This window comes from Amycolatopsis rhabdoformis, assembly GCF_035918295.1.
Lineage (GTDB): Bacteria > Actinomycetota > Actinomycetes > Mycobacteriales > Pseudonocardiaceae > Amycolatopsis > Amycolatopsis rhabdoformis.
Genome location: NZ_CP142149.1, coordinates 9,453,665 through 9,471,702 on the forward strand (window position 1 = coordinate 9,453,665; position 18,038 = coordinate 9,471,702).

Annotated in this window: 20 protein-coding genes; 12 read left to right on the top strand and 8 right to left on the bottom strand. The window is 71.8% G+C overall.

Annotation, left to right across the window (positions count from 1 at the left end):
• The first annotated feature begins 1 nt into the window (after window position 1).
• Window positions 2–1,132 carry an inorganic phosphate transporter gene (locus tag VSH64_RS44020; protein ID WP_326568647.1) on the top strand — a complete coding sequence of 377 codons (1,131 nt, stop codon included), beginning with the start codon at window positions 2–4 and terminating at the stop codon, window positions 1,130–1,132.
• A gap of 10 nt (window positions 1,133–1,142) precedes the next feature.
• Entirely contained in the window at window positions 1,143–1,364 is a 222-nt protein-coding gene (locus tag VSH64_RS44025) for a hypothetical protein (RefSeq protein WP_326568648.1), read from the top strand.
• Here the strand turns inward: VSH64_RS44025 and VSH64_RS44030 are convergent.
• Both VSH64_RS44030 and VSH64_RS44035 read right to left on the bottom strand, forming a co-directional pair.
• Window positions 1,346–2,074: a hypothetical protein gene (locus tag VSH64_RS44030; RefSeq protein ID WP_326568649.1), complete on the bottom strand. Its 729-nt coding sequence runs from the start codon at window positions 2,072–2,074 to the stop codon at window positions 1,346–1,348. The two genes, VSH64_RS44025 and VSH64_RS44030, sit on opposite strands and share 19 nt — an antisense overlap.
• The gene (locus VSH64_RS44035; RefSeq protein ID WP_326568650.1) at window positions 2,071–2,280 is read right to left on the bottom strand and encodes a hypothetical protein; all 210 of its coding nucleotides are present in this window, start codon (window positions 2,278–2,280) and stop codon (window positions 2,071–2,073) included. Before VSH64_RS44035 ends, VSH64_RS44030 begins: the two co-directional genes overlap by 4 nt.
• 74 nt (window positions 2,281–2,354) lie before the next feature.
• On the opposite strand from VSH64_RS44035, the gene VSH64_RS44040 reads away from it, so the two are divergent.
• Window positions 2,355–3,923, top strand: a complete 1,569-nt coding sequence (locus tag VSH64_RS44040) for a sensor histidine kinase (RefSeq protein WP_326568651.1) — start codon at window positions 2,355–2,357, stop codon at window positions 3,921–3,923.
• Window positions 3,920–4,594: a response regulator transcription factor gene (locus VSH64_RS44045; protein WP_326568652.1), complete on the top strand. Its 675-nt coding sequence runs from the start codon at window positions 3,920–3,922 to the stop codon at window positions 4,592–4,594. Before VSH64_RS44040 ends, VSH64_RS44045 begins: the two co-directional genes overlap by 4 nt.
• On the opposite strand, the gene VSH64_RS44050 is transcribed toward VSH64_RS44045, so the two are convergent.
• A complete protein-coding gene (locus tag VSH64_RS44050; protein WP_326568653.1) occupies window positions 4,539–5,666 on the bottom strand; it encodes an FAD-dependent monooxygenase in 1,128 nt (375 codons plus the stop codon). The two genes, VSH64_RS44045 and VSH64_RS44050, sit on opposite strands and share 56 nt — an antisense overlap.
• 50 nt (window positions 5,667–5,716) lie before the next feature.
• On the opposite strand from VSH64_RS44050, the gene VSH64_RS44055 reads away from it, so the two are divergent.
• Entirely contained in the window at window positions 5,717–6,271 is a 555-nt protein-coding gene (locus VSH64_RS44055) for a TetR/AcrR family transcriptional regulator (RefSeq protein WP_326568654.1), read from the top strand.
• 39 nt (window positions 6,272–6,310) lie between these two features.
• Here VSH64_RS44055 and VSH64_RS44060 read toward each other — a convergent pair whose 3' ends face one another.
• The 4 genes from VSH64_RS44060 to VSH64_RS44075 all read right to left on the bottom strand — a co-directional run bounded on the left by VSH64_RS44060 (window position 6,311) and on the right by VSH64_RS44075 (window position 11,387).
• Window positions 6,311–7,123, bottom strand: coding sequence for an ABC transporter permease (locus tag VSH64_RS44060; protein ID WP_326568655.1), 813 nt, complete (start codon window positions 7,121–7,123; stop codon window positions 6,311–6,313).
• Window positions 7,120–8,034 (bottom strand): ATP-binding cassette domain-containing protein, encoded by a 915-nt coding sequence (locus tag VSH64_RS44065; protein ID WP_326568656.1) that lies wholly within the window; start codon window positions 8,032–8,034, stop codon window positions 7,120–7,122. Before VSH64_RS44065 ends, VSH64_RS44060 begins: the two co-directional genes overlap by 4 nt.
• 102 nt (window positions 8,035–8,136) lie before the next feature.
• Window positions 8,137–10,560: an ATP-dependent helicase HrpB gene (gene hrpB, locus VSH64_RS44070; RefSeq protein WP_326568657.1), complete on the bottom strand. Its 2,424-nt coding sequence runs from the start codon at window positions 10,558–10,560 to the stop codon at window positions 8,137–8,139.
• Complete coding sequence (locus VSH64_RS44075; RefSeq protein WP_326568658.1) at window positions 10,557–11,387, bottom strand: glutamate ABC transporter substrate-binding protein; 831 nt, start codon at window positions 11,385–11,387, stop codon at window positions 10,557–10,559. The genes hrpB and VSH64_RS44075 overlap by 4 nt, the downstream gene beginning before the upstream one ends.
• Before the next feature lie 98 nt (window positions 11,388–11,485).
• On the opposite strand from VSH64_RS44075, the gene VSH64_RS44080 reads away from it, so the two are divergent.
• The 6 genes from VSH64_RS44080 (at window position 11,486) to VSH64_RS44105 (ending at window position 15,218) form a co-directional block, all read left to right on the top strand.
• A complete protein-coding gene (locus VSH64_RS44080; protein WP_326838207.1) occupies window positions 11,486–12,049 on the top strand; it encodes a MauE/DoxX family redox-associated membrane protein in 564 nt (187 codons plus the stop codon).
• A complete protein-coding gene (locus tag VSH64_RS44085) occupies window positions 12,046–12,855 on the top strand; it encodes a DsbA family protein (RefSeq protein ID WP_407655719.1) in 810 nt (269 codons plus the stop codon). The genes VSH64_RS44080 and VSH64_RS44085 overlap by 4 nt, the downstream gene beginning before the upstream one ends.
• A gap of 81 nt (window positions 12,856–12,936) precedes the next feature.
• On the top strand, window positions 12,937–13,242 hold the full coding sequence (locus VSH64_RS44090) for a hypothetical protein (RefSeq protein WP_326568660.1): 306 nt from the start codon (window positions 12,937–12,939) through the stop codon (window positions 13,240–13,242).
• Window positions 13,243–13,267: 25 nt separating this feature from the next.
• A complete protein-coding gene (locus VSH64_RS44095; protein ID WP_326568661.1) occupies window positions 13,268–14,380 on the top strand; it encodes a C40 family peptidase in 1,113 nt (370 codons plus the stop codon).
• A gap of 3 nt (window positions 14,381–14,383) precedes the next feature.
• Window positions 14,384–14,746, top strand: a complete 363-nt coding sequence (locus tag VSH64_RS44100; RefSeq protein WP_326568662.1) for a YbaB/EbfC family DNA-binding protein — start codon at window positions 14,384–14,386, stop codon at window positions 14,744–14,746.
• Window positions 14,730–15,218, top strand: a complete 489-nt coding sequence (locus VSH64_RS44105) for a YbaB/EbfC family nucleoid-associated protein (protein WP_326568663.1) — start codon at window positions 14,730–14,732, stop codon at window positions 15,216–15,218. Before VSH64_RS44100 ends, VSH64_RS44105 begins: the two co-directional genes overlap by 17 nt.
• On the opposite strand, the gene VSH64_RS44110 is transcribed toward VSH64_RS44105, so the two are convergent.
• The gene (locus VSH64_RS44110) at window positions 15,215–16,000 is read right to left on the bottom strand and encodes a hypothetical protein (protein WP_326568664.1); all 786 of its coding nucleotides are present in this window, start codon (window positions 15,998–16,000) and stop codon (window positions 15,215–15,217) included. The two genes, VSH64_RS44105 and VSH64_RS44110, sit on opposite strands and share 4 nt — an antisense overlap.
• 166 nt (window positions 16,001–16,166) lie before the next feature.
• On the opposite strand from VSH64_RS44110, the gene VSH64_RS44115 reads away from it, so the two are divergent.
• Complete coding sequence (locus VSH64_RS44115) at window positions 16,167–18,011, top strand: glycoside hydrolase family 3 protein (RefSeq protein WP_326568665.1); 1,845 nt, start codon at window positions 16,167–16,169, stop codon at window positions 18,009–18,011.
• Window positions 18,012–18,038 lie beyond the last annotated feature (27 nt).

Genomic DNA, 18,038 nt, shown 5'->3' on the forward strand with positions numbered 1-18,038 from the left:
CATGGACTTTTCGCTCATTGTCCTGGTGGTGATCGTCACGGCACTCGCCTTCGACTTCACCAACGGGTTCCACGACACGGCCAACGCCATGGCCACCTCCATTGCCACGGGAGCCCTCAAACCGAGAATCGCCGTTGCCATTTCGGCCGTGCTCAACCTGGTCGGCGCGTTCTTGTCGATCGAGGTCGCCAAAACGATTTCCGGCGGAATCGTCGACGACACGAAGGTGACTCCGGTCGTCATCTTCGCCGGACTTGTCGGTGCCATCATCTGGAACCTCGTGACGTGGCTCGTCGGCCTGCCGTCGAGCTCTTCGCACGCGCTGTTCGGCGGTCTGATCGGCGCGACGTGGATCGCGTCGGGCGCGGACGCCGTGCACTTCGGCAAGGTCGTGGAGAAGGTGCTGATCCCCGCGGTCGCGTCGCCGATCGTGGCCGGGATCGTGGCGCTCGTCGGCACGTTCGTGACCTACCGCATCACCGAGAAGGCCAAGCAGAACGTGGTGGGCAAGGGTTTCAAGACCGGCCAGGTCCTCTCGGCCAGCCTGGTCTCGCTCGCGCACGGCACCAACGACGCGCAGAAGACCATGGGTGTCATCACGCTGACGCTCATCGCCGGCGGCACGATCGCGCCGGGTTCGAACCCGCCGCTGTGGGTCATCGGGGCGTGCGGTCTGGCGATCGCGGCCGGGACCTACCTCGGCGGCTGGCGCATCATCCAGACCATGGGCAAGAAGCTCACCGAGATCCAGACGCCGCAGGGGTTCGCGGCGGAGACCAGCTCCGCGGCCGTGATCCTCGCGTCGTCGCACCTCGGCTTCGCGCTCTCGACGACCCACGTCACCTCGGGCGGCATCATCGGCTCGGGCCTGGGCCGCAAGCTCGCGGAGGTCCGCTGGGGCGTCGCGGGCAAGATGGTGATCGCCTGGGTGCTCACGCTGCCGGCGGCCGCCGTCGTCGGCGCCATCGCGGCGGCGGTCTCGACCCGCGGCAGCTGGGGCACCATCCTCATCGGCGCCGTCGGGGTGCTCGTGGCGCTGGGCATCTGGCTCGCGTCGCGCCGCAACCCGGTGAGCGCCAGCACCGTCAACGACGAGCCGGACGCCGCCAAGGCCGCTCCGGTCGCAGCCTGAGGGAGCGGACATGGACATCGACTGGGGCGCTCTCGGCACCGTTTTCGTCGTCGCACTGGCGGCGGCGGTGGTGCTGACGGTGCTGTTCGCCTACGGCATCCGCGGGCTCTCGGCGCGCGAAACCGCCCGGGAACAAGGCGGCTCCGGCGTCGCGGCGTTCACCGGTTCCATCGTGTGCTTCGCCGTGTGCGCGGCGGTGGTGGCCTACGGGATCTACTTGATCGCGGCCTGAGCGCGGCCGCGCAGTCCGTCGGGAAGCTCGTCGAGCAGCGGGAGCACCGCTTCTCGACGGGCTTTTCCCATGTTCGCCAGCACGTCGAGCGCCGGCTCCCACAGCGATTCCTCGGCGCCGGCCGTGCGGATCAGCCGCGCCAGCCGGCCTTCGGGCAGCAGGCCCATCACGTGGTCGATGCGGCTCTTGTCGTCGAGCACGTACGCGGTGCGCAGCAGCGCGGTGTCCTCGAGCACAGCCAGGCTGCGCCGCACGGTCGGGTCCGGCAGGTGCGCGACGAACCGGCCGAGGGTGATCCAGTCCTCCCGCCGCGTGAGCTCGGTGGCCACGGCGACCACGGTGTCGAGCGGGATGCGCGTGATGATCGCCGTCGCGCGCCGCGGGTCGAGCTCGGCCGCCACCGACGCGAGGAACTTCGGCGGCAGCCGCTTGGCCACGTCCACACCGCGCGACACGTCGACCAGGCCGGCGATCCGCGCGCACAGCAGCGGCCCGAACACCTTCTCGGCGATCTTCGCGACCACCGGCGCGGGCAGCAGCCGGCTGGCCAGCGCCATGCGTTCGAGCACCACGAGGTTCGCGTCGAACAGCGTGGTGGTGACCTGTTCACGGAAGAGCTGCAGGTCGGCGACGTCCACGTCGGCGAGGTAGGTGAGCCGTTCGGGTTCGACGTCGAGCACGCGCGCGAGCTTGAGGATCTCCGGGTTCACAGGCCGACCGCCTTGCGGACGGCGCCGCGCAGGAGCGCGGGCACGTACTTCAGGCCGTCCTCGCCAGCCTGGGCGAGGGCCTTGGCCTGCCGGTGCCGGGCGTCGCGCAACGCGGCGGCGAGGTCCGCCCGCGCGTGCTCGGGCAGGGCTTCGATGCCCTCGGGAAGGGGGCCGCCGAGCTGCTCGGCGAGGGTGCGCTCAGCCATGGTGATCCATCATGCCCCAGCGGTTGACTTTCGACAGTGGTGGCCGCCGCCGCGGGCCTTGTAGCGTCGGCGGCATGAAGGAGGTGACCAGGCGCAGGTGGCGGGTGGTGCTCGACGTCCTGCTCTGGCTCTTCCTCGGCCTCGTCGCGGCCACCGACGCCTCGAACAACCCGAACCCGTGGGAGCTGATCTTCGGCGTCGCCGCCGTCACGGTCTCCGTGGCCGCGTGGCGCCGCCTGCCGACGCTTTCGCTGATCGTGACGGTGAGCACCGTCGTGCTGGTGGCGCTGGGCTGGGGCGGGCGCGTGGCCGTGTGGGAGGCGTTCCTCATGGTCGCCATCGCCTACCTCACCGGCCTGCGGATGACGCAGGTCCGCGTGGCCCTGCTCGTGTCCGGTGGCGTGGCGCTGGCCGGGTTGCCGGTCGCGTTGCTGATCCCGACGGCGGGGTTCGGCGCGTGGGCCGCGATGCTCGGGGTGATCGCGTTCGCCGGCGTGGCGCCGTGGCTGCTGGGCCGGCACGTGCGGCTGCGCCGCGAGCTGGCGCGCGCGGGGTGGCGTCGCGCCGAGGAGATGGAGAGCCGGCAGCAACTGGTCGCCGATCAGGCCCGGCTGCGCGAGCGCGCGCGGATCGCCAGCGACATGCACGATTCCCTGGGCCACGAGCTGAGCCTCATCGCCGTGCGCGCCGCGGCGCTGGAGGTGGCCGGCGGTCTCGACGAGACGCAGCGCGCCGCGGCCGGTGACCTGCGCGCCAACGCGGCGACGGCCACCGAGCGGCTGCGCGAGATCATCGGCGTGCTGCGCGAGGACGCGGCGCCGATCGAGCCCGTGCAGGGTGACTTGGGAGAGCTGATCGAGCGGGCCCGCGCGTCCGGGCTGCTCATCGAGTCGCAAGTGGACAGTCTCGAGGCGGCGCCGCCGATGGTCGCGCGCGCGGCGTATCGCGTGGTGCAGGAGGCGGTGACGAACGTCGCCAAGCACGCGCCCGGTGCCGCGGTGACGCTGCGGGTGCTCACCTCGCCGCTGAGCACGGAGATCCGCGTGGTCAACGCGCCGCCGCCCGCCGGGCCGTTGCCGGGTGCGTCGGGCAAACGCGGGCTGATCGGCCTGCGCGAACGCGTGCGGCTGGTCGGCGGCGCGCTGCGGGCCGGACCGGACGCGCGCGGCGGCTTCGAGGTGGTGGCCACGCTGCCGCACGACGCCGCGCCTGTACCGGAGAGCGAAGCCGGCGCCGACCACGACGCGGGGCAGTCGGAGTCCGCGCGCGAGTGGGAGCTGGCGCGCCGCGACGTGCGGCGCAGCCTGGTGCAGGCCATCCTCATTCCGCTGGCATTGTTCGGGGTGGTGGTGGGCGGAAGCGGGGTCGCGTTCCTCGTGCAGTGGTACGGCTCGGAGATGTCGATGGGGCTCTACGAGCAGATCAAGGTCGGGGCCACGCGCTCGTCGATCACGCCGCTGCTGCCTTCGCAGCAACGGCTGTCGAAGCCGCAGAACGGCGAACCGCCGAAGCCGGCGGGCGCCGCGTGCGAGTACTACGGCACGTCGCGCAGCTGGTGGAACGTGCGCTACGCCGCGATCCGCCTCTGCTTCGACGGCGACAAGCTCGTGTCCAAGGATCTCTACAGTGAGGACGAACCGTGATCCGCGTGCTGCTGGCCGACGACGAGGCCATGATCCGCGCGGGCGTCGCGGCGATCCTGGGGGCCGACAAGGACATCGAGGTCGTCGCCGAAGCCGCGGACGGCCGTGAAGCCGTGGCGCAAGCCCTCGCCACCCGCCCCGACGTGGTGCTGCTCGACATCCGCATGCCGGTGCTCGACGGCCTCGCCGCGGGCGCCGAGATCCGCCGCGTGCTGCCCGACGTCGGCGTGATCATCCTGACCACCTTCGGCGAAGACGCCTACATCGAACGCGCGCTGGGCTTCGGCGCCAGCGGCTTCCTGCTCAAGGCCGGCGACCCCCGCGAGCTGCTCGCCGGGATCCGCGCCGTCGCGGACGGTGCCGCGTTCCTCTCGCCGAAGGTCGCGTCCCGCGTGATCGCCCGCCTTTCCGGTGGCGCGCTGGCTCGGGGAGCGGCCGCGCGCGATCGCATCGCCGCCCTGACGACCCGCGAACGCGAAGTGCTCACGCTGCTGGCCACGGGACTGTCCAATGCGGACATCGCGCAGCGGATGTTCGTGGTCGAGGGCACCGTGAAGGCCCATGTGAGCACCATCCTCACCCGCCTCGGCGCGCGCAACCGGGTTCAGGCCGCGATCACGGCGTACGAGGCCGGGCTGGTCGGGGGAGACGCGGCGGCTCCCAGCGATTGATCCAGCTCTCCGCGCGGGCCATCGTCGACGCCGGGGCCAGGCGCAGGATCGCGGTGCGCAGGGCGCGGCCCACGGGGTTGCGCAGCAGCGGGCCGGCCGAGCCCGCGCGGATCGACGCGCGCACCACGTGCTGGGTCCGCGGGCGCCGGGCCTCGTCGTACGCCCGTAGCCCGGCGGCGGTGTCGTCCGAGGCAGCGAGACAAGCGGCGAGCGTCACGGCATCCTCGATGGCCATGCAGCCGCCCTGGCCGAGGTAGGGCGGCATGGCGTGCGCGGCGTCGCCGAGGAGCGCGAGGCGCCCGGAGACGTAGCTCGGCAGTGGCGTGGCCAGGTGGTACAGGTCGTGGTGGAGGATCTCCGGCGTCGCGGTGATCATCGGCCGCCGGTGGTCGTACCGCGCCAGGAGGTACGCGCGCACGTCGTCGTGACGCAAGCCTTCCGGCCGGGCCTCCGCGATCCACCAGTACACCCGCCCGTCGAGCAGCGGCAGGGTCCCCACTTCCGTGCCGCGGCCCCACGAGGTGCTCAACCGCGACGGCAGCTCGGCCACCCCGCGGAACGCCGAGCCCCGGCTGTACGCGAGCCGCGCGTGGGGGTGCAGCGCCTGCCGGACGGGGCTGCGGATGCCGTCGGCGGCCACGACGAGGTCGGCGCGGATCGAGCCGCCCGCGCGGTGCACCACGCCGTCGCGCGTCGCCGATCGCACCTCGACGCCCGGGTGCAGGCTCGATTCCGGCAGCGCCGCGCACAGCGCCTCGATCAGGTCCGCGCGATGGATCGCCGCGAGCGGCAGCCCGTAGCGCCGCACGTAGGCGCCCATGTCCCAGCCCGCGAGCCGCCGGCCCCGCGGGTCGAGCAGGGCGCCGTCGCGCTGCGGGCACAGCGGCGCCTCCACGCCCAGCTCCGCGAGCGCCCGCTGCGCGTTGGGCCAGATGGAGATCCCCGCGCCGATGCCCGTGAGCTGCGGCGCCCGCTCGTACACCGTGACCCGCCAGCCCGTGCGGTGCAGACCGATCGCCGCGCACAGCCCCCCGATGCCCCCGCCGATCACCACGGCGTGCCGCTGCTCCATGACCGCCTCCTCTACGTCTGTAGAGACTCTACACCTGTAGAGTGAAGATCGTGGACAGGATTTCGGTGATCGGCGACGCCGCCGTCGAGGTGATCGCGGCCGAGGGCATGCGGGGGCTGACCCACCGCGCCGTCGACCGGGCGGCGGGGCTGCCGGCGGGCTCGACGTCGTACTACGCCCGCACGCGGCTCGCCCTGCTGGAACTCGCGATGGCCCGGATGGTCGAGCTCGACCAGGCCGTGATCGACCCCGACGCCCGCGACCTCGCCGAGGTGCTCGCCGCCACCGTCCACGCCGCCATCACCGTCGGCCGCACGCGCATGCTCGCCCGCTACGAGTTCGCGCTCGAAGCCACGCGCCGCCCCGAGCTGCGGGCCGCCTACGACGCCGGGGGCGTCGAAATCCGGCGGTTGTGCGTGACGCTGCTCGGCGCCGCCGGCTCGACCGATCCCGAACGCCACACGCGCGTGCTGCTCAACTGGCTCGACGGCGCGATCTTCGACGCCCTCGCCGGCGCCGGGTCGACAAATCCCCCGGACAGGCAGGAGCTCGCCGACGGTGCCCGCGCGGTCCTCACCGGACTCGGCCTGCCCCTGACGCGGTGAAGGACTCCGCGGCGAGGGGAGTCCTTCACCGAACCCGCGTCAGGCGTCGCGCTTCTTCAGCACCGAAGTGCCGATGAACAACCCGGCCGCGGCCCACACCAGGCAGATCAGCACCCCCACGATCGGCGAGTACGGCGCGATCCCGCCCATCATCGGGTTCGTGTCACCGGCGGGCACCATGCCGTTGATCCCCGCGAACGCCGGGAAGTAGTTCAGGATCTCCGGCGCCACGTAAGCCGAGAGCAGCATCGGCAACGGGAGCAGCAGCACCATCACCACCACGATCGTGCCCGCCGCGCTGCGCAGCGCGAACCCGATGCCGGCGCACAACACGCCCAGCAGCGCGAAGTACGCACCCATGCCCGCGGCCGCGGTGAGCCCGTCGCCGAACGTCGTCGTCACGGTCCCGTTCGGCATCAGCACTCCCGAGACCGCCATGCCCAGCACCGAAACCACCACGCCGTACGCGAACAGCACCGGCACCAGCACGGCCGCCTTCGCCGCCACCAGGGTCGAGCGCACCGGCACCCACTGCAGCGTCGAGCGGATGCTGCCGCTGGCGTACTCGCTCGTCACGAACAGCGTGGCGACCGCGATCACGCAGAACTCGGTGAGGTAGATCGCGCCACCCACCACGATGTCGTGCGGACCCTGCGTCGCGCCGGAGTCGTCGATCTGCTGCGACAGGCCGGAAACCGTGCTGTAGAGCAGCATCAGCAGCACGCCGCCGGCGAGGCTCCACCACGTGCCGCGCACCGACCAGAGCTTCGTCCACTCCGAAGCGACCGCCCCGGAAAGCCCGCCGCCCGAATAACCGCCGCCCGCGCGGGCAGGCGCCTGTGCCGTGGTCATGCCGTCACCCCGTATTCCACCGAAGAAGCGGTCAGTTCCATGTACGCCTGCTCGAGCGAAGCCGTCCGCTCGCCCAGGCCGTGCAGCCGCACGCCCAGCTCGTGCGCCAGATCGCCGACCTGACCCACGCCGGCGCCGGTCACCAGCAGCTCGTCCGCCTCACCGGAGTCGACGACGGCGCCTTGGGTCCGCAGGTGCCGTGCGAGCGTGTCGCGCTCGACCGGCGTCGGCACGCGCACCGACACCGAGCTGAGCGAATTGCCGGCGATGAACTCGTCGACGGGCGCGTCGGCGAGGAGCTTTCCCTTGCCGATCACCACGAGGTGGTCGGCGGTCAGCTGCATCTCGCTCATCAGGTGGCTCGACACGAACACCGTGCGGCCTTCCTCGGCGAGCGAGCGCATGAGCTGGCGCACCCAGCGCACGCCGTCCGGGTCGAGGCCGTTCACCGGCTCGTCGAACATCAGCACACCGGGGTCGCCCAGCAGCGCGCCCGCGATGCCGAGCCGCTGGCCCATACCGAGCGAGAACTGGCCCGCGCGTTTGCCCGCCACGTCGGTGAGCCCGACGGTCGCGAGCACCTCGTCGACGCGTGAGGCCGGAATTCCGTTGCTGCGCGCCATCGCGAGCAGGTGCCGTCCGGCGCTGCGGCCGGGGTGCAGGGCCTTCGCTTCCAGCAGCGCGCCGACTTCCCGCAGCGGGTGCTTGAGCTCGGCGTACGGCTTGCCGTTCACCAGCACGTCGCCGGCGGTGGGCCGGTCGAGGCCCACGGTCATGCGCATCGTCGTCGACTTGCCCGAGCCGTTGGGCCCGAGGAACCCGGTGACGCTGCCCGGCGCGACCACGCACGTGAGCGAGTCGACCACCGTCTTCTCCCCGTAGCGCTTCGTCAGTCCCCGAAGCGTGATCATGTGTCCTCCCTGGGTTCGATCCCTGGTGAGGAAGTCTGCGGTTCGGGGGCCTGCGCGGGCATCGGACTTCCGGCTCGCGCGACCCCCGACCTTCGACAGGGGTCAGCGCGACCGGCGGCTGGTGTGCCGGGTCGGCGTGGCCGTGGCCGGATCCTCCGGCCACGGGTGCTTGGGGTAGCGCCCGCGCAGATCCGCGCGCACGGCCGCGTAGCCGGTGCGCCAGAACGACTCCAGGTCGGCCGTCACGGCGGCGGGCCGGCCGGCGGGGGAGAGCAGGTGCAGCAGCACCGGCACGCGGCCGTCGGCGATGGTCGGCGTGGCGGTCCAGCCGAACGTCTCCTGCAGCTTCACCGCGAGCACGGGCTGCTCGGCGGTGTAGTCCACGCGCATACGCGAACCCGACGGAACTTCGAGCCGGTCCGGTGCCAGCTCGTCGAGCCGCGCGGCTTCGGGCCACGGCAGCAGACCGCGCAGCGCACTGCCGGCATCGACGTTCGCCAGGTCGCCGCGGCGGCGGGCGCGGCTCAAGTCGAGCCACGTGTCCACTTCGGACAGCAGGGTGGCGTCGTCCACGGCCGGCCACGGCGCGCCGAGCACGCGGTGCAGGAACGCCATCCGCTCGCGCAGGCGCCGGCCGTTCTCACTCCAGCGCAGCAGGCCGAGGCCTTCGGCGCGCAGGCCGGTGACCAGGGCGTCGTGCACCAGCTGCCGTGGAGGCGTCCGCAGCGGCCGTTCGGTGAGCACGATGGCGCCGAGGCGGCGCACGTGCCGGGTCACCACGTCACCGTCCCACGCGACTTCGTCCACTTCGGACACCAGTGCCGGTGCCGCGCGCACGGCGAGGGTTTCGTCGGCCACGGCGGCGAGCCGGATCGTGCCCTGCACCCGGCCCGGGTCGCGCGTGGCCTCGCCGACGGCCAGCCACTCGGCGTCGCCCATTCCACTGCCTGCGGGCAGCTCCGCCGCGGTGCCACCGGCCATGAGGTACACGGGCGCCGAGCCGCTGCGCCGACGCGCGAGGCGTTCGGGGTGGGCCAGCGCGACCACGAGGGCGGCGTCGGATTTTCCTGCCGTGGCACCGGACTTGACCAGACCGGACAGCCGCCGCACCTCGGTTTTCCACCGCCGCGCGGCGTCGTCCGAGCCGCCGCGCAGGCGGCGCAGCTCGGCCTCGACATCGGTGAGCTGCGCACCCGCGTCGAGCAGCGCCACGACCTCGGCGGCCGCGCGCGTGCCCACCGCGGCCGAGCCGTCGAGCAGCGCGCGGGCGAGCCGCGGGTGCAGGCCGAGGTCGGCCATCTTGCGCCCGCGCGCGGTCACGGTGCCGTCGGCGGTGGTCGCGCCGAGCGTGACCAGCAACGTCCGCGCGGCGGCCAGTGCGCCTTCACCCGGCGGGTCCCACCAGGCCAGCGCGCTGCCGTCCGGAGTGGACCAGCACGCGAGCTCCAGCGCGAACCGCGCGAGCTCGGCCGTGCGGATCTCCGGCTCGGGGTAGGCGGGCAGCGTCGCCTGTTCGTGCTCGGGCCAGCAGCGGTACGCGCGGCCCGGCGCCTCGCGGCCCGCGCGGCCGGCCCGCTGCACCGCGACGGCCGCGGACACCCGCACGGTCGCGAGCCCCGCCAGGCCCCGCCGGTGATCCACCCGCGGCACGCGCGCGAGCCCTGAGTCCACGACCGCCCGCACCCCGGGCACGGTGAGGCTCGACTCCGCGACGGCCGTCGCCAGCACCACGCGGCGCCGCTCGCGCGGCCGCAGCGCGTCGTCCTGCCGAGCGGCGCTGAGGCGCCCGTGCAGGGGCAGCACGTCGGCGTGGAGTGAGCCGAGCTGCGCGGTCGTGCGAGCGATTTCTCCCGCACCAGGCAGGAACGCGAGCACGTCACCGTCCCCTTCGGACAGTGCGAGCCGGATCGTCGACGCCACCGTGGCCTCGATCCGCGCACCCCGGGCCGGCGCGCGGTAGGAGAGCTCGACGGGGTAGGTGCGGGCGTGCGCGGTGACCACCGGTGCGTCGCCGAGCAGCTCGGCGAGCCGGCCGGCGGCGACGGTGGCCGAGGTGGCGAGCAGCCGCAGGTCTTCGCGCAGGCCGGCGCGCACGTCGAGCAGCAACGCCAGCAGCAGGTCGGCGTCGAGGTGGCGTTCGTGGCACTCGTCGAGCAGCACCGTGGACACGCCGGCGAGCTCCGGGTCGTTCTGCACGCGCCGGACGAGCAGGCCCGACGTCACGACCTCGATCCGCGTGCGCGCCGAGGTCTTGCGGTCGCCGCGCACCGAATAGCCCACCGTCTCGCCCACCGGTTCCCCGAGCAGCGCGGCCATGCGCGAGGCCGCGGCCCGCGCGGCCAGCCGCCGCGGTTCGGCCACCACCACGCGGCCGCCGCCGTTGTCCAGAGCGAGCGGCACGAGCGTGGTCTTGCCGGTGCCGGGCGGCGCGACCAGCACGGCGGTGCCGTGGGCCGCCAGCGCCGCCACCACGTCGGGCAGCACCGCGCGGACGGGCAGGTCCGGGAGCGAGTCGAAGCTGGTCACTGCTCGGTGATCTCCGGCGGCTTCGGCAGCGGGTAGTTCGACGGGCCGATGTTGGCCTGCAGCGACCTCAGCCACTCGCCGTCCGCCACCATCTTGCGGATCGCGTCGTCCACGGCGTGCTGGCCGTCGGTGTCGCCCTTGCGCAGGCCGACGCCGTAGCGCTCGGTCGAGAACGGGTGCCCGACCACGCGCAGCAGCTCGGGATCCTGCGCGACGTAACCCGCGAGGATCACCGCGTCGGTGGTCACGGCGTCGACCTGGCCGGCGAGCAGTGCCGTGACGCAGTCGGGGTAGCGCGGGTACTCGACGAGCTGCACGGCCTGCGCGAACTTGTCCCGCACCTGCTGCGCCGGGGTCGAGCCGGTGACCGAGCACAGGCGCCGGCCGTTGAGGCTCTCCGGGCCCGTGATGTCCGGCGAGGTGAGCCGCACGAGCAGGTCCTGGCCGGTCACGAAGTACGGCCCGGCGAACGACACGAGCTGCTTGCGCTTGTCGGTGATCGAGTAGGTGGCCACCACGAGGTCCACGCTGCCGGAGGTGAGGTCGGATTCGCGCGTGGCCGGCGTGGTCTCGTGCCAGGTGATGTGGGCCGGGTCCACGCCCAGCTCACCGGCCACGAACTTGGCGACGTCGACGTCGAAACCCACGAACCGGCCGTCGACCGTGCGCTGCGAGAGACCGGGCTGGTCGAAGCGGATCCCGACCGTGAGGTGGTCACCGTCACGCGCGCGTTTCACCAGCGAATCGCCGGGCGAAACCGAGCCGGAACCACAGGCCACGCACGTGACCAGCAGCAACAGGGCGGCGAACACCGCGCGAGCCCGCATCCGCGCCTCCGATCGGTGGGTGTCGGTGGGTGTTGACAACTCACGAAGTTCTCAGGTCCGGCGGCTAGCCTAGGCGTGTGCGACGACTGTCCCAACCCGTGCTCGACACCATCGGCACCCTGGCCCGATTCGGGCTGGCGGCCGTGTGGCTGATTTCGGGTGCCATCAAACTGGCCTCCCCGGGGCAGACGTTCATCGCCGTGCAGGCCTACGACGTGCTGCCGAGCGCGCTGGTCCGGCCGGTCGCGACCGCGTTGCCGCTGGTCGAGCTGGTGCTGGGCCTCCTGCTGCTGTTCGGCCTCGCCACGCGCTGGGTCGCCACCGCGGCCCTGGTGATGCTGGCCGTGCTCGTGGCCGGCATCGCGCAGTCGTGGGCGCGCGGGCTGAGCATCGACTGCGGCTGCTTCGGCGGCGGCGGGACGGTGGCCGCAGGCCAGACCGAGTACCCGCAGGAGATCCTGCGCGACACCGGGTTCGCCCTGCTGGCCGTGTGGCTGATGGTGCGCCCGCGTTCGTTCGCCTCGCTCGACGGCTGGCTCGGCTGGGGCAAGGGCCGCCGCGCTGAAGTGGCGGCGCACGACATCGACGACTTGGATACCACCGCGGAGTCCGGAAGCTCCGCGCCGCTCGCGAACAACGCGAGTATCGCCGAAGGGAAATAGGAACCGTGGGTGAAGCAGCGCGGAAGCGCCAACGCCAGGCGCAGGCCGCGAAATCGGTCGCGCAGGCGAGGGGTGCCTCGAGCGAACGGAACAAGATCATCGCCGTCGTGGTGGCGGTCGTGGTCGTCGCCGCGGTGGTGATCGGCGGCGTGGTGTGGATCAACTCGAGCAAGAACTCGACCGAGGGCACGGCCATCGCGCCGAGCACGTCCACCTCGCTCGGCGCCGGTGTGGTCGAGAAGCTCGACGGCGTGGTCGTGTCGGTCGGCAAGCCCGGTGCGCCGAAGACGATCGACCTCTACGCCGATTTCCTGTGCCCGTACTGCAAGCAGCTGCAGGACACGTACGGCCCGAAGATGGAGCAGGCGATCAACAGCGGCCAGCTGACCGTGCGGTACCACATGGTCACGCTGCTCAATGATCGTTCGGACCCGCCGGGTTACTCGCTCGACTCGGCCAACGCGGCGCTGGCCGCGGTGTCGTCGCAGAAGTTCACCGCGTTCCACGACGCGCTGTTCAAGAGCCAGCCTGAAGAGGGCGGCCGCGGTTACGACAAGGCGCAGCTGATCAAACTCGGCCACGACCTGGGCATCACCGACCCGAAGTTCGACCAGACGATCAACGCGGGCACCTACAACGCGCAGATTCAGGCCGCTTTCCAGCAGACGGAGAACGACAAGAACCTGGCGCAGGACTTCGGCGGCGGCAACGTCGGTTTCGGCACCCCGACCGTGGCGGTCAACGGCAAGGCCATCTCCGCCTCGGGTGACTGGCTCACCGGCGTGCTGAGCGGCACCGCCGGCTGACCACCTGATCCGGTCATTTCGCCTGTCCGGGCACAACCCGTCCGCTAACCTGGCCGTCTCGGCTCAGGGGAGGGGCGGGTTGTGTCCGGTTTTCATGTTGACGACGGTGCGTACGAAACGTACGCGCGCCAGGTCGACCCACTCGGCGACGACGTCCGGCGAGCCGGCGCGCGCCACGTCGCGCCGCACGTGAGCGTCGGTTTTTCCGACATGGGTCACGAGTCCGGCTTCGCCGGTGCGTACGGCGCGCGCATGCAGGCGTTGCAGCAGCGGCTGTACGCCCTCGGCGGCGGCTGGCACCAGGTCGGCGAAGCCGCGCGGCGCACGCAGGGCAACTTCGCCGCCGTGGAGGAGGAACACGGCGACGTGTTCCGCCGGCTGACGTGACGGCCGGTCCCGTGAAGGCCCGTCGGTGACCGCCGAGGTGGAGCAGGTCGTGCGCGGCGGCCTGGACACCACGAACCAGTTCGCCGCCAAGCTCAAGCACGACCCCGCCGCTCTCGCCGGCGCGCGCGACGGGCACGTGGCGCTGCAGACCTCCGTGGGTCAGGTGCGGGACCAAGCCGGTGCGCAGCGGTCGAACCTGGCCAACGCCACGTCGGGCCACACGGCCGACCGCGCGGCCGCGACGTCGCAGGGCCTGGAAAAGGAAATTCAGGACCTCCTCGACGAGAGCGCCGAGATCGAGCGGGCCGTGGCCGCGGCGGCGGAGACGCTGCACGTCGGCGAAATCCGCAACGACCAGGTGCGCGACCAGATCGTGCGGGAGATCTCGGCGTCGATGAAGGCGCTGCAGGCCGTGAACGGCATCCAGCCGCCGGAGAGCCGCGCGGCCGCCGCGCGGCAGATCCTGGTGCAGCTGCAGGCGAAAATCGGTCAGCTGACCGGGCAGGCGGCCACCTTCTCCGAGCAGACCATCACGCAGCTGACCTCACTCGGCCGGCAGTTGGGCGGCTCCGACGCGACCACAACCAGCTCGGCCTCGGCCACGCACGTGCCGCAGTCGTTCAACAGCAACGGCGCGCACAGCGGCGGCGGTGGTGGTGGCGGGGGAGACGGTGGCGGCGGTGGCGGCGGTTTCGTCGGCAAGCCGCGGCTGCCCGTGGCGATCCCGCCGCAGCCGGGCACCGGCGTCGACATCAACCTGCCCGGCGGGCGCACGGTCAAGGCGCCCAACGAGACGGCCGCGAAAGCCGTGCGCGCCGCGTTGTCGCAGCTCGGTGTGCCCTACGTGTGGGGCGGCACCGCGCGCGGGCAGGGGCTGGACTGCAGCGGGCTCACCATGACGTCCTACCAGGACGCGGGCCTGCAGCTGCCGCGCACGGCCCGGCAGCAGACCGTGGGCGCCGAGGTGCCCTCGATCGACCAGCTGCTGCCCGGTGATCTCGTGGTGTGGTCCGGCCACGTCGCCATGGTGATCGGCGACGGGCAGATGGTGGAGGCCGGCGATCCGGTGCAGGTGAGCAAGATCCGCACCACGAACGCGGGCCAGCAGTTCATCGGGTTCTACCGGCCGACGGGGTGAGCAGTGGCTGAATTCGACGTGGGCCTGGAATCCGCGCGCATCGCGGACGCCGCCGCGCGCGCCGGAGTGGAAGCCGGCGCGCGGTTTTCGCGCTCGGGACCGGTGGTGGGCAAGGCGGAATCCCACGGCGTCGCCGTCACGGTGGCGCCCGGCGGGTTGCTCACCGGCCTCACGATTTCGCGCAGTGCCTTGCGGTCCGGCCCGGACGCGGTGGCCGCCTTGATCACGGAGCTGGCCGGGCGCGCCACGCGGCGCGCGGGAGACCGGATGCACGAGGTGCTCGCGCCGGTGCTGGAGGAAGACCAGCTGAGCGCCCTGGGATACGAACGACTCGCCGAGGATGATCCCGATGCCCAGCACCCGTGAGCTGATCGACCAGGCCCGCGCGCGGGAGGCCGCGCTGGCTCAGGTCGCTTCTCTGATGGCCGAGGCTCGCGGCTCGGCCCACGCCCTCGACGGCACGGTCGAGGTCACCGTCGACGCGCTCGGCGCGTTGCGGAGCCTGTGGCTGGCGCCTTCGCTGACCGACGCCGATCCGGTCCGGGTCGCCGAGCTCATCCTCGAGGTCACGCGGCTGGCCATGCGGGAGGCGACGCAGGACTCGTACAACAAAGTCGCGCTGCAGCTGGGTGAAGACGTGACCTGGCTGATCGAACAGCTCTCCGGCCAACCGGCCCCGGCCCGCGCCGCGGACGACGACCCGGGCATGACCGTGGAGGAATTTCAGCGGCAACGCGCGGAGCGCCTCGCACCACCTGCCCGGCGTACTTCGACCCGGCCACCGTCCAACGCCGAAGACGACGCGTACTTCGATCAAGCGTCACCCTGGACGGACTAGGGCAGCTTGGCGCACAACGCGGCGGGAAACTTCGGCAGCGCGGCGCGGATTTCGTTGCAGGTCCCGGTTTTCGTGCCGGTTTCCAGTTGCCAGCCGCGCGGGTCCCACGAATAGACGACGCGTTGACTCGGTCCGGAATCGGGGACGCAGCTCGCGCCTTCGGTCGGGCATTCGCCGACGTGCCGGTTGAGCGCGAGCACGAGCCAGCTGCCGTCGCACGCGAGCACCTTGCGTGCGCGCTCCAGGTGTTTCACCGGCACGTCGAGGTCGAACACCACGCGGTCCACCCACCCGGCGGCGCAGTGCTCGGCGGGTGGCTTGCAGCCGAGGAACTTGTCGCAGCGGGCGAACGTGGTGCCGGTGGGGTGCCAGGCTTCGAAGTTCAGCACGAGAGGACGGTCGCCGAGTGGCGCCGCGAGCGTGAACGGCACCTCGGCCGGCGCCTGGGTGGGGCAGCCGCCCTGGGCCTGGTTCGCCGACTCGAAAACCACGTTGGCCTGCACGGTGGTGGCCAGCTCGGCCGGCGTTTCGGAAGCCGGCTCGACGCGGGGTGACCGCGAACAGCCGGGGCCGCCGGCGGGCAGCGACACGTGGATCACGACCGAGGCCGCGTCCGGGCCCGGGCGGACGCCGTCGACCGTCGCGGAGGTGGTGATCCAGTGCGGTGGCGCGGTGGCTGTTGCGGGCGTGGGTGGCGTAGCGCGCGTGAAGGTGTAGACAAGCGCTCCGATCGCCAGCACGGCGAGCACGATGAGGGCGGGTGCGACGAACTTCCGGGTCATGGTCCTCCCCAGGCCGGAGGCCAGATTACCGCGCGGGCAGGCAAAGTCGGGCCGTTTGGTGGTCCCGGTCACCGGCAACCGGTTTGTCCGCAAGGTCTGGACCACTTGCGAAACGTGTGTATTAATTCAAGACGTGAAGTTTGGTCCCTCGACGAGGAGTAGCCGGATGCGCGTCGGTCGTTCGATCACGCTGGGGGTGCTGGCGGCGGCGTTGACGGTGAGCGCGCACGCGCCCGCGCTGGCCGGCAACCAGCCTGCCTACAAGGATGCGCGACGGCCGGTTTCGGTGCGCGTGGCCGACTTGATGAAGCGCATGTCGCTCGACGACAAGCTCGGCCAGATGATGCAGGCCGAGCGCCTGGGTGTGAAGTCGCCGGCTGACGTGACCACGGCGCGGCTCGGTTCGCTGCTGTCGGGCGGCAGCTCGCAGCCGACGCCGAACACGCCGGCCACGTGGGCCGACATGTACGACGGCTTCCAGAAGGCCGCGCTGGCGACGCCGCTGGGCATTCCGCTGATCTACGGCGTCGACGCGGTGCACGGCCACAACGGCGTGAACGGCGCGACCGTGTTCCCGCACAACATCGGGCTCGGTGCGTCACGCGATCCGAAGCTGGTGGAGAAGATCGGGCGCGCCACGGCCGAAGAGGTGTCCGGCACGGGCATCGACTGGGACTTCGCGCCGTGCCTGTGCGTGGCACGCAACGACCGCTGGGGCCGCACGTACGAGTCGTTCGGCGAGGTGCCGCAGCTCGCCACGGAGATGACGTCGATCATCACCGGGCTGCAGGGCCGTTCGCTGGGCGGGCCGGCTTCGGTGCTGGCCACGGCGAAGCACTACGTGGGCGACGGCGGCACCACCGGCGGCGTGAACGAGGGCAACACGCAGATCAGCGAGCAGGAGTTGCGCGCGATCCACCTGCCGCCGTTCAAAGAGGCGGTGAAGCGCGGCGTCGGCTCGGTGATGGTGAGCTACTCCAGCTGGAACGACGTGAAGCTGCACGCGAACTCCTACCTCGTGACCGATGTGCTCAAGAACGAGCTCGGGTTCGACGGCATCGTGGTGTCGGACTACAACGGCGTGGACAAGATCGACGGCCAGACCGGCTTCACCCCCGACGAGGTCGAGGCGTCGATCAACGCCGGCATCGACATGGTGATGGTGCCCTACGACTGGCAGAAGTTCATCGACACCCTGCGCACCCTCGTGCAGGACGGCAAGGTGCCGATGTCGCGCATCGACGACGCCAACCGCCGCATCCTCACGAAGAAGTTCCAGCTCGGGCTCTTCGAACACCCGCTCACCGATCGCCGTTACCTCGCCACGATCGGCAGCCAGGCGCACCGCGACCTCGCGCGCCAGGCGGTGCGGGAATCGCAGGTGCTGCTGAAGAACTCGCACAACGTGCTGCCGCTGGACAAGGGGCACAACAAGATCTTCGTGGCGGGCAAGAACGCCGACGACATGGGCAACCAGGCCGGTGGCTGGACCGTCGGCTGGCAGGGCACGTCGGGGCCGGTGATCCCGGGCACCACGATCCTGCAGGGCATCGAGAACACGGTGAAGAAGTCGTCCACCGTCACGTTCGCCAAGGACGGCAGCGGGATCGACAAGTCCTACGACGTGGCCGTGGCCGTGGTGGGGGAGACGCCGTACGCGGAGACCAAGGGCGACCGGCCGGGCGACCTGGGCCTCGACGCCACCGACCTCGCGACGCTGCAGAAGCTGCGCGACTCGGGCGTGCCGACGGTGGTGGTGCTCGTTTCGGGGCGGCCGTTGGACATCAGCAAGCAGCTGCCGGACTGGGCCGGCCTGATCGAGTCGTGGTTGCCGGGCAGCGAGGGCCAGGGCGTGGCCGACGTGCTCTTCGGTGACTACAACCCCACCGGCAAGCTGCCGGTGACCTGGATGCGCAGCGCCGACCAGCAGCCGATCAACGTCGGCGACGGCAAGCCCGCGCTGTTCCCCTATGGCTACGGGCTGCGCTACCACCAGCGTTTCCCGTGGTGAAGAAGTAAACCCTTCCTCCTCTCCCCA

Bases quoted from the DNA above. Each gene is read 5' to 3' on its own strand.
- VSH64_RS44020 (WP_326568647.1), top strand. From the start codon at position 2: ATGGACTTTTCGCTCATTGTCCTGGTGGTGATCGTCACGGCACTCGCC.
- VSH64_RS44065 (WP_326568656.1), bottom strand. From the start codon at position 8,034: ATGATCACGCTTCGGGGACTGACGAAGCGCTACGGGGAGAAGACGGTG.
- VSH64_RS44075 (WP_326568658.1), bottom strand. From the start codon at position 11,387: ATGCGGGCTCGCGCGGTGTTCGCCGCCCTGTTGCTGCTGGTCACGTGC.
- VSH64_RS44105 (WP_326568663.1), top strand. From the start codon at position 14,730: ATGCCCAGCACCCGTGAGCTGATCGACCAGGCCCGCGCGCGGGAGGCC.
- VSH64_RS44025 (WP_326568648.1), top strand. From the start codon at position 1,143: ATGGACATCGACTGGGGCGCTCTCGGCACCGTTTTCGTCGTCGCACTG.
- VSH64_RS44035 (WP_326568650.1), bottom strand. From the start codon at position 2,280: ATGGCTGAGCGCACCCTCGCCGAGCAGCTCGGCGGCCCCCTTCCCGAG.
- VSH64_RS44060 (WP_326568655.1), bottom strand. From the start codon at position 7,123: ATGACCACGGCACAGGCGCCTGCCCGCGCGGGCGGCGGTTATTCGGGC.
- VSH64_RS44110 (WP_326568664.1), bottom strand. From the start codon at position 16,000: ATGACCCGGAAGTTCGTCGCACCCGCCCTCATCGTGCTCGCCGTGCTG.
- VSH64_RS44040 (WP_326568651.1), top strand. From the start codon at position 2,355: ATGAAGGAGGTGACCAGGCGCAGGTGGCGGGTGGTGCTCGACGTCCTG.
- VSH64_RS44115 (WP_326568665.1), top strand. From the start codon at position 16,167: ATGCGCGTCGGTCGTTCGATCACGCTGGGGGTGCTGGCGGCGGCGTTG.
- VSH64_RS44050 (WP_326568653.1), bottom strand. From the start codon at position 5,666: ATGGAGCAGCGGCACGCCGTGGTGATCGGCGGGGGCATCGGGGGGCTG.